The organism is Pseudoalteromonas sp. Angola-4 (assembly GCF_028599265.1).
GTDB classification, from domain to species: Bacteria; Pseudomonadota; Gammaproteobacteria; order Enterobacterales; family Alteromonadaceae; genus Pseudoalteromonas; species Pseudoalteromonas atlantica.
Genome location: NZ_JAQREK010000031.1, coordinates 18,373 through 28,830, shown reverse-complemented (window position 1 = coordinate 28,830; position 10,458 = coordinate 18,373). Strand labels below are relative to the sequence as shown.

The 10,458-nt window shown below is 37.1% G+C and carries 10 protein-coding genes; all 10 read left to right on the top strand.

Annotated elements, in window-relative coordinates; all coding sequences use genetic code 11:
* The first annotated feature begins 222 nt into the window (after positions 1-222).
* The 10 genes from tviB (at position 223) to PSH48_RS20150 (ending at position 10,266) form a co-directional block, all read left to right on the top strand.
* Positions 223-1,503: a Vi polysaccharide biosynthesis UDP-N-acetylglucosamine C-6 dehydrogenase TviB gene (tviB, locus tag PSH48_RS20195; protein WP_273612256.1), complete on the top strand. Its 1,281-nt coding sequence runs from the start codon at positions 223-225 to the stop codon at positions 1,501-1,503.
* A 113-nt stretch (positions 1,504-1,616) separates the two neighbouring features.
* On the top strand, positions 1,617-2,651 hold the full coding sequence (locus PSH48_RS20190) for an NAD-dependent epimerase/dehydratase family protein (RefSeq protein ID WP_273612255.1): 1,035 nt from the start codon (positions 1,617-1,619) through the stop codon (positions 2,649-2,651).
* 1 nt (position 2,652) lies between these two features.
* The gene (locus tag PSH48_RS20185; RefSeq protein WP_273612254.1) at positions 2,653-3,198 is read left to right on the top strand and encodes an acyltransferase; all 546 of its coding nucleotides are present in this window, start codon (positions 2,653-2,655) and stop codon (positions 3,196-3,198) included.
* Positions 3,195-4,376, top strand: a complete 1,182-nt coding sequence (locus tag PSH48_RS20180; RefSeq protein ID WP_273612253.1) for a lipopolysaccharide biosynthesis protein — start codon at positions 3,195-3,197, stop codon at positions 4,374-4,376. The genes PSH48_RS20185 and PSH48_RS20180 overlap by 4 nt, the downstream gene beginning before the upstream one ends.
* The gene (locus PSH48_RS20175) at positions 4,373-5,599 is read left to right on the top strand and encodes a hypothetical protein (protein ID WP_273612252.1); all 1,227 of its coding nucleotides are present in this window, start codon (positions 4,373-4,375) and stop codon (positions 5,597-5,599) included. Before PSH48_RS20180 ends, PSH48_RS20175 begins: the two co-directional genes overlap by 4 nt.
* Positions 5,586-6,725 (top strand): glycosyltransferase family 4 protein, encoded by a 1,140-nt coding sequence (locus PSH48_RS20170; RefSeq protein ID WP_273612251.1) that lies wholly within the window; start codon positions 5,586-5,588, stop codon positions 6,723-6,725. The genes PSH48_RS20175 and PSH48_RS20170 overlap by 14 nt, the downstream gene beginning before the upstream one ends.
* Complete coding sequence (locus PSH48_RS20165; RefSeq protein ID WP_273612250.1) at positions 6,725-7,837, top strand: glycosyltransferase family 4 protein; 1,113 nt, start codon at positions 6,725-6,727, stop codon at positions 7,835-7,837. The genes PSH48_RS20170 and PSH48_RS20165 overlap by 1 nt, the downstream gene beginning before the upstream one ends.
* Positions 7,834-8,430 (top strand): sugar transferase, encoded by a 597-nt coding sequence (locus tag PSH48_RS20160; protein WP_273612249.1) that lies wholly within the window; start codon positions 7,834-7,836, stop codon positions 8,428-8,430. The genes PSH48_RS20165 and PSH48_RS20160 overlap by 4 nt, the downstream gene beginning before the upstream one ends.
* Positions 8,423-9,052 (top strand): acetyltransferase, encoded by a 630-nt coding sequence (locus tag PSH48_RS20155; protein WP_273612248.1) that lies wholly within the window; start codon positions 8,423-8,425, stop codon positions 9,050-9,052. The genes PSH48_RS20160 and PSH48_RS20155 overlap by 8 nt, the downstream gene beginning before the upstream one ends.
* Positions 9,053-9,090: 38 nt before the next feature.
* Positions 9,091-10,266: a DegT/DnrJ/EryC1/StrS family aminotransferase gene (locus tag PSH48_RS20150; RefSeq protein WP_273612247.1), complete on the top strand. Its 1,176-nt coding sequence runs from the start codon at positions 9,091-9,093 to the stop codon at positions 10,264-10,266.
* The last annotated feature ends 192 nt before the right edge of the window (positions 10,267-10,458 follow it).

Genomic DNA, 10,458 nt, shown 5'->3' with positions numbered 1-10,458 from the left:
AGAACCTAGAACCTAGAACCTAGAACCTAGAACCTAGAACCTAGAACCTAGAACCTAGAACCTAGAACCTAGAACCTAGAACCTAGAACCTAGAACCTAGAACCTAGAACCTAGAACCTAGAACCTAGAACCTAAAATGTGACACTTTAATGCACTTCAGTAGCGTTATGATCTGATAGCTGATAGCTAGAAATTTATTTTAAAATTTAAGAGAGCAAGTACATGCACAATTCATTAACGGGCCTAAACATTGGCATTATAGGCTTAGGTTATGTTGGCCTACCATTAGCAGTTGAATTTGGAAAAAAGTTCCCTGTTTTAGGTTTCGATATAAACCAAGGGCGAATTGCCCAGTTACAATCAGGCCATGACTCTACCCTTGAAGTTAGTGATGAAGAGCTTAAAGATTCACCACAGCTTAGCTTTTCTTCTGCTGTTGCAGATTTAGAAAGTTGTAATGTGTACATTGTTACCGTACCAACACCTATTGACGCACATAAACAACCAGATTTAACACCGCTTATTAAAGCGAGTGAGATGCTTGGTAAAGTAGTTAAAAAAGGCGACATAATAATTTACGAGTCTACTGTTTACCCAGGTGCGACAGAAGAGGCATGTTTACCAGTAGTTGAGCGTGTATCGGGCCTTGTGTTTAACCAAGATTTTTTTGCTGGCTACTCACCGGAGCGCATAAACCCAGGCGATAAAGAACACCGCGTAACTAATATACTAAAAGTAACGTCAGGCTCGAACCCAGAAATAGCTGAAAAAGTTGATCAACTTTATAAGTCAGTAATTACCGCCGGCACGCATAAAGCAAGCTCTATTAGAGTTGCCGAAGCTGCAAAGGTAATTGAGAATACCCAGCGCGATGTAAACATTGCGTTAATTAATGAGCTTTCAATTATTTTTAATAAACTAGATATCGATACGCTTGAAGTGTTAGAGGCAGCTGGCACAAAATGGAACTTTTTACCATTTCGCCCAGGCCTAGTAGGGGGGCACTGTATTGGTGTAGATCCGTATTACTTAACGCATAAAGCTCAAAGCGTAGGCTACCACCCAGAAATGATTTTAGCTGGCCGCCGTTTAAACGATGGCATGGGCAAACATGTCGTATCAGAGCTTGTAAAAAATATGCTTAAAAAGCGTATACATGTAGATGGCGCAAATGTACTGGTAATGGGTTTAACGTTTAAAGAAAACTGCCCAGATTTACGCAATACAAAAGTGGTCGACATAGTTAGCGAACTCAAAGAATATAACATTAATGTAGACATAGTAGATCCATGGTGCTCAAACGATGAAGCTGAGCATGAATATGGTTTAAGCTTAACCACAGAGCATAAACAAAATAACTACGATGCAATTATTCTTGCTGTAGGTCATAACGAATTTAAACAAATGGGTGCAGAGCAAATTCGTGCACTAGGTAAAGCTGAGCATGTACTTTACGATTTAAAGTACGTGCTACCTAAGCAAAGTGTTGATATGCGTTTATAACGCTGTAGGCGCGGGTTTACCCCGCGCTTTTAAATTATAAATAACATACGCCAAGCACAATTAATAACTTAAATGTTGTTAGTTCATTATCCAGAGATTTTAAAAGGACAACCATGAGTCGCTACGAACAAATTAAAACAGAACTACTTTCATCACCTAAAACCTGGCTAGTAACAGGGGTAGCAGGGTTTATTGGCTCTAACCTTTTAGAGCATTTATTAAAGTTAAATCAAAAAGTAGTTGGGCTTGATAACTTTGCGACCGGCCACCAGCATAATCTTGATGAAGTACAGGGTTTAGTATCAGCAGAGCAGTGGCAAGGCTTTAACTTTATAGAAGGCGACATTCGTAACTACCAAGATTGCGAAACGGCAATCGCTAATAATGGTAATGGCGTTGATTACGTATTGCACCAAGCAGCACTTGGCTCGGTGCCACGCTCGATTGCTGACCCTTTAACAACTAATGCGGCTAATATCACTGGTTTTTTAAATATGTTACAAGCAGCAAAGGAAGCTAACGTAAAAAGCTTTACTTATGCGGCAAGTAGCTCTACATACGGCGACCACCCGGCACTACCAAAAGTTGAAGAAAACATTGGTAATCCATTATCCCCTTACGCCGTAACCAAATACGTAAATGAGCTGTACGCGGGCGTGTATGCAAAAACATATGGCTTTAAAACCATTGGCTTACGCTACTTTAATGTGTTTGGTCAGCGCCAAGACCCAAACGGTGCCTATGCTGCAGTAATCCCTAAGTGGACTGCGGCGATGATTCAAGGTGAAGATGTTTACATTAATGGTGATGGCGAAACAAGCCGCGACTTTTGCTTTATCGAAAATACCGTACAAATGAATATTCTTGCTGCAACTGCTGAAGATGATGCTAAAGACGAGGTTTACAATGTTGCAGTAGGCGACCGCACAACACTTAACGATTTGTATAAAGCGATACAAGCCGCACTGAAAGAGTGTGATATAGAAGCTGCGCAAGAGCCAATATACCGTGACTTTAGAGCGGGTGATGTACGCCATTCACAAGCAGATGTGAGTAAAGCTGTGAATAATTTAGATTACAAACCGCAATACAATATACTGCAAGGTATTGATAAGGCTATGTCTTGGTATGTAGCTAAGGTTTGCTAAATTGAGTTTATTAGCTAAAAAGGTTTACCGAAAGCTCAAAGAGAAGCTAGTTGAAGTCTTAAAAGGGCGAGATCAACTTGCTCTTTATAAGGGTGTTAAATTAGGAACTGGATGCCGAATATACATAACAGATTGGGGGAGCGAACCCTTCCTGATAAGTATAGGTGATAATGTAACTATAACTAGTGGCGTTAAATTTTTAACGCATGATGGTGCTACATGTTTAGTTAAAAATAGCTCCGGAGTGAGGTATCAAAAATATTTGCCTATACAGATAGGCGATAATGTCTTTATTGGTGTTAATACTATCATTATGCCAGGTGTAACTATCGGTAATAATGTAATAGTTGCAGCTGGCAGTGTTGTATCGAAAAGTGTTGAGGCCGGTAGTGTTGTTGGTGGAGTACCTGCAAGAAATATTTCTTCTTTTGATATATACGCTAGTAAAATTATGAAAGGGTATTTAGCTAACGATGAAGTTCCAACAGATCTAAACTATAAACAAAAGGTTAAGTTTATGATTGAAAAACAGTCAGAAAAGAAATGAATCTTTCTGTTGCACTTTTAACACGCATTTTAGCCTTATCATCGCAAATTTTTATTTTTATATTTATCTATAAATTTTTTGGAACTGAGCAAGCTGGCTATTACTCTTTATATTTAGGAACATCATCAATATTGTTGATGATATTTACGTTCACTATAACTAAATTCATTGTTATTCGGTATAAGCGTCGCAGTTACACCTTCTTTTCTTCAGTTTTGTTTGTCTCTAGTATCATCTCTTTAATAGCTATTATGATTTTAGTAATGCTACTTGATCTGAACGCTGTTTTTTTTGTTTTGATTTATCTTCTACGGTTTTTTGATTTTTACCATGAAGTAAACATGATTTACTTTCGGAGAAAAAAAGAGGATCTAAAGCTTTTTAAAATTCAAGTTTTAAAGTTCATTTCAACTTTCCTTATCATGATTGGTGCTTATGCTGAATTTTATAGCTTTAATGTAATGCTTGCTTTTTTTATTTTAGTTGGTGCAGGGATATGTGCATATTCATTTGTAGACAATAAATTAAAGTTAAGAATTATGCTTAGCCATAGAGCTTTCAAGTTTTATATTAGAATGTTTAAAGATGGACGTGCTAATGCTATTAATGGAAGTTTATCTACTTTTTTTACAAATAGCCCTCGTTATGCTTTAGGTTTTTGGGTGAGTATTGAAAGTGTAGCTATTTATACTCTTCTATCATATTTTTACACTACACTTTGCAATTTTTCAAGTATGTTCCTTCAGGTATATTTATCTAGAATTGATGATATTAGAAAGGACTTTTTTCAACTAATAAAAAAAATGATGGTATGTTATTCGCTAGGTATTTTTGCTTGCAGTATCGTTGTGTACTTATTTGTGGAAAGTATTTTATATACACTGCTCGGTTCTGTAGATGGGAATGAAGGGCTTGTTACCGCGGTATTAGTCTTGTGCTGTTTGCCATTATTTTTAAGAGATGTTATTGGTTATTATCTTATGTCGATAAATAAACTATATCTTATTAATTATTCTGTGTTTTCAACACTTCTTTTTTTCTGGGTCAGTGCAATCTTATTAGCTGAAGATAATGATTTGATTAGCGTCTCCTGTATCGTGTTTTTTTCGACCTTTATACCTGTTTTATTTACATATTACTTTGTTGCGAGTAAAGATTTTGTGATGGAGCGAACATGATACTCGATAGATATAACAAAACATTTTCGCTGCTATCATTATTCTTTCTGATTTATTTCTTTATTATTCCTATGTTGTTAGTTTATTTTTTTGGAGGAGTTTACTTAGGAGAAAGCCTATCAATAAAAACGAGTAAATTATATTTTTTGATTTTTTCTCTTGTAGTTTTTATTACGGGTTTTCTCTGTGTTGACTTGTTTTCCAGCGTGGCATCCAAGTTATCTAGACCAAAATTAGTTACTATCGAAAAAGCTACCGCTTTAAAAGACGTTCCTATATCTGGTTTTGTGTACTTATGTATTTTTGTTTATTTTTTATATGTAATGTATCAAATTTTTTTTCTAAACATCGCAGTGAAAACATACGCAATTAGAACCGGTGAGGAAAATAGTGATTTAACAAGTTTCTTTATACTAAATGTGTTTAATGCTCTTAAACTTTTTATTTTGATGTGTTTACTATCGGGTAACAAAGTAAAGCAAAGCTTTTTTGTGGTGTTATTCTTTCTACTAGCGTTGATGCTACAATCGAGTGGTCGCTTAAGCTTATTACTAAACCTTTGTATATTGCTAATGTTTTTATTACCTTTAAAGCCGCAACGTTTAGCCTTGATGATTATTCCCAGTGTAGTGTTGTTATTACCTTTGATATTTTCTCTAAAAGAGATTATCTACAGTGTTTCTACCGAATATGCATTTGATTTCACAATTCTAAACACGCTTAAAGCTACTAAAGAAGCTTTCTTGCTAAACTTTGGTCATCCATTTGTATCGTATTTGCAAATTGACTCTTTAATTGAGCTTATGGGGTTCAGATATATGTGGGACTATCCCCAAGGATTTTTGTTTTATTTAAAGTTAATAGGTTTAGATTTCGGTGACTCTATAACTTACTACAATACAGAAGCGATTCTTGGAGTTAGAAAGTCTATTATACCGCCAGGGTATTTTGCATTTGGTTATGCTCAATTAGGTATGCTAGGGGTTTTTTTTGCTGGTATAACTTACCGTCTTATAGGGAAGCTAGGAGAGCTATTTTATAGGATTTTTTTTAAAAATGTTAACACTTCAGCAAAAGCTCTATATATCGCGGAATTTTATATAGCTTTTATATGTGCAAATAGTTTTTATCATGGTGACCTAAGGATATTAGTTATGTCTTTATTTTTCCCAATGCTTTTCTCAATAATACTTAAGAGGCTATACCAAAATGAATCAGTTTAAAATTTTGCATATAGTGACTAGCCTTGGAGACGGGGGGGCTGAAGGGGTATTAACTAGGCTTTGTACCACAGATAAAAAGAACGAAAATGTTGTCATTTCTTTGATGGCGCCTGCGAAGTATAGCGATTTATTGATAAGTAACGGAATAACAGTCAAACATCTAAACTTTAATAGAGGTAAGCTTACTATTAGAGGTTTATATCGATTGTATAAAGAAATAAAGTCAAGTGAGGCTGATGCCGTCCAAACATGGATGTATCATTCAGACTTTTTTGGAGGAGCCTTAGCAAGGCTAGCTGGTATAAAGAACGTTTTTTGGAATATCCGTCATTCTAACCTAGATATAAATAAAACAAAAAAGTCTACGATTTACATCGCAAAACTCTGTGCCCTCTTTAGCCGCTTTATACCTTCAAAGATCATATGTTGCGCTGAGCAAGCAAAACAAAGTCATATTGGTATAGGGTACTACGAAAGAAAAATGATCGTTATAGAAAATGGTTATGATCTTTCTAGGTTTCATCGAATTCACGTTGATAAATTATCAGTATTGAATGAGGAGTTTAAATCTTTAGAACTAAAGGTTAGGCCTCTTATAGGGATGGTTGGGAGATATACACCAGAAAAAGATCATAATAATTTACTGCAAGCATTACATCTTTTAAGCAGTAAAGAATGTGACTTTTTTATTGTTCTTGCTGGTACTGGTGTTGATAATGATAATAAAGCCTTATTAGATTTAATTGAGCACTATAAGCTCAGTGATAAGGTGTTGTTACTCGGGCCTATAACGGATATCCCCTTGTTGATGAATCATTTAGATATGCATGTTTTATCAAGTTCAAGTGAGGGGTTCCCAAACGTACTTGCTGAAGCGATGGCTTGTGGAACACCTTGTATTTCCACTAAGGCTGGAGCTGCTGAGAGAATTATTGGTAATAGTGGTTGGTTGGTGCCCACAAACAACCCAGAAAATTTAGCAGATGCAATTTATGACGCAATACATGAGTTTGAATTATGCAAAGAAAAATGGAATGAAAGGCGAATGATTGCAGAGCAAAGAATTAAAGATAATTTCAGTATTGAAGTTATGATTGATAAATATAATGAAGTTTGGACCAATTAATGAAAGTAATAGTGATAGGGACACTGCCATCTTCACTTTATAATTTTAGAGGCCAATTAATTAAGCACTTTAAAAGCTTAGGTAGTAAAGTTAAAGCTTTAGGCTCTGGGGCAAGCCTTGAAGATATCAAAGCTGTTGAGCAGCTAGGTGTTAACTATATCGATTACCCTGTTAGCCGCAGTGGCTTAAATCCGAAAGAAGATTTTAAAACCTTTAAGGCTTTACAAGAGATTTTTAAAGCGCAATTGCCTGATGTAATTTTAGCTTACACAATAAAGCCAATTATTTGGGGGGGCTTTGCTGCGCGTTGTGTGCCAAGTTGCCGATTTTATGCGTTAGTAACTGGTTTAGGGTTTGCATTTCAAAGAGGTAATTGGAAAAAAAACCTTTTGTTGAAGTTGGTTGTTATTTTATATAAAGCAGCCCTAAAGAATGCGGATAAGGTTATTTTTCAAAACCCTGATAATAAACAGGTTTTTATTGATTTAGGTATAGTGCCTGAACATAAAACAGCTGTTGTGAATGGTTCTGGTGTGGACGTTACGCACTTTGAAATAAAACCTCTGCCTACAGCCCCTAAATTTTTACTCATTGCCCGGCTATTAGGTGATAAGGGTATACGTGAATATGTTAAAGCTGCGAATATAATTAAACAGCACTACCCTCATGCAGTATTTCAGTTGGTAGGCCCTGAAGATCCCTCGCCAGATGGTATTTCATTAAAAGAGTTAACAAAGCTAAACCAAAATAACTCAGTTGATTATTTAGGTGCAACGAGTGATGTCCGTCCTTTTATTAAAGACTGTAGTATTTTTGTGTTGCCTTCGTATCATGAAGGTTTGCCTAGAACCGTATTAGAGGCAATGGCCACGGGGAGGCCTATTTTAACTACCGATGTACCAGGTTGCCGTGAAACCGTTATTAATGGCGAAAATGGTTGGTTAGTCGAAAAAGCTAATGTAGAGCAATTGGTTGATAAAATGACATGGTTTATCGAAAACCCTTTAGAGTGGCAGCGAATGGCTGAAGCTAGCAGGAATATGGTTGAAAATAAGTTTGATGTTCATAAAGTGAATACCGAATTGATGAATATTATGGGGCTAAGTAAATGAAACGACTCTTTGATTTTTTAGTTGCTCTATTTGCATTACTTATTTTATTACCCGTAATAATGGTTGTAGCCGTATTAATTAGACTTAAGTTGGGCTCACCTATTTTATTTACGCAAGAGCGACCAGGTTTGAATGGTAACGTTTTTAAAATGATGAAGTTTAGAACCATGCTGGATGCTAAAGACAAGCAAGGTAATTTACTGCCGGATGATGAGCGGATGACTCCATTTGGTGCTTTTTTACGCTCGACTAGTTTAGATGAGCTGCCAGGGTTATTTAATGTATTAAAAGGCGATATGAGCTTAGTAGGGCCAAGGCCATTACTTGTGCAATATTTACCGCTATACAGCAGCGAGCAAGCACGCAGGCACAATGTACGCCCAGGTATAACTGGCTGGGCTCAAGTAAATGGGCGTAATGCTATTAGCTGGGAGCAAAAGTTTAAGCTGGATGTGTGGTATGTCGATAACCAAAGCTTTTTACTCGATATTAAAATTTTATTACTTACCGTAAAAAAAGTGTTTGTACGCGAAGGCATTAGCGCTGATGGCCATGTAACCATTGAGCCATTTAAAGGCTCTAAAAATGACTAAAGAATTAGCTATAGTTGGGGCTAGTGGGCACGGCAAGGTAGTTGCTGATATTGCCGAGCAGCTTGGTTTTATAGTTAAATTTTATGATGATGGCTACCCAAGTAAAACACATATTGAACACTGGCCAATATATGGCTCTTGCGCTGACTTAATAGCTTTAAATAATACGGAAAATAAACGCATTAGTAATGCGATTGTCGCTATTGGTAATAACCAAATACGCCAGCAAAAGGTAGAGCTGTTAAAACAAAATAGTTTTAATTTAATCACACTAATCCACCCCACAGCAGTTATAAGCCAATACGCTACTATAGCGCAAGGAAGTGTTGTTTTTGCTGGTGCTATTATTAATGCATTTGCCAATATAGGCGTTGGCTGCATAGTTAATACGTCTGCTATTATTGAGCACGACTGTATTATTGGTGACTTTACTCATATATGCCCTAACACTGCATTGGCGGGAGGGGTTGTTATTGGCTGTAAAAGTTGGGTTGGTATTGGTAGCCAAATAAAACAATTAATAGTAATTGGCGACAACTGTATGATTGGTGCCGGTAGTACTGTAGTAAAAAACTTACCTAACAATGTAACTGCATTTGGCTCACCCGCAGTGCCGCAATAAATAAGACTCTATTTCTATATGAAATTAATAGGAACATCATGTTAAATACCCCTTTTTCTCCTTGGCCTAGTTTTACGCAACAAGAGGCCGATGCCGTAAGCCGCGTTGTTCTATCTAATAAAGTTAATTACTGGACAGGTACAGAAGGCCGTGAATTTGAAAAAGAATTTGCTACTTGGGCTGATAGTGAATATGCCATAGCACTTGGTAATGGCACGTTAGCTCTTGATATAGCACTTAAGGCGCTAAATATAGGCCCTGGCGATGAAGTTATAACAACACCGCGTACTTTTTTAGCGTCGGCCTCAAGTATAGTTACCGCAGGTGCAGCCCCTGTATTTGCCGATGTTGATTTAAATAGCCAAGCTATAACCGCACAAACTATAAAAGCTGTACTTACAGCAAAAACAAAAGCGGTGATTGTTGTACATTTAGCGGGTATGCCAGCTGAAATGGACGAAATAATGGCACTAAGTAAAGAGTATGGCTTTTATGTAATTGAAGATTGTGCTCAAGCTCACGGTGCTAAATATAAAGGTAAGTCAGTGGGGAGTATTGGCCATGTGGGCGCATGGAGCTTTTGCCAAGATAAAATAATGACCACCGGCGGTGAAGGTGGCATGGTGACCACTAACTCAAAAGAGTTGTGGTCAACCATGTGGAGCTATAAAGACCATGGTAAAAGCTTTGATGCAATTTATAACCGCGAACACCCACCAGGGTTTAGATGGTTACACGAAAGCTTTGGCACTAATTGGCGCATGACTGAAATGCAAGCTGCTATTGGGCGCATTCAGTTAACCCGTATGAGCGATTGGACTGCAAAACGCCAAACATATGCCGCTGCGCTCGATAAAGCGGCAAATGAGTTTGAGTGTGTACGCTTAGTCACTGTGCCAAATTACAGCGAACACGCTGAATATAAGCATTATATGTTTATTAGGCCGGAATACTTAGCGCAGGGCTGGGATCGCGACCGTATTGTAAACGAAATTGTTGAGCGCGGTGTGCCATGTTTTCAGGGCAGCTGCTCAGAGGTTTACCTCGAAAAAGCATTCGACGACACGTCTTGGCGTCCAGAAAAACGTTTACCTAATGCCGTAGAACTCGGTGAAACATCAATAATGTTCTTAGTGCATCCAACACTGACTGAAGCGGAAGTTGCTAAAACAGCACAGGTAATGAAAGAAGTTTTTTCGATGGCTTCAAAGTAAAGTTAATAAAGTGAATTATTCACAAAGAGGTTAAGAGGCGCTGTGCTTTAGAGAGGTGGGCGAGCATAAAATGAGTATTTGTTTTATATCTTCTCATTTACTCCTCTTTTTCTTCTCTTTGTGCGATAGAGCTTTAAGTACTTTATCCTCAAAGAGGTTAAGAGGCTTAACATTATGTTTATATTTTGTAGA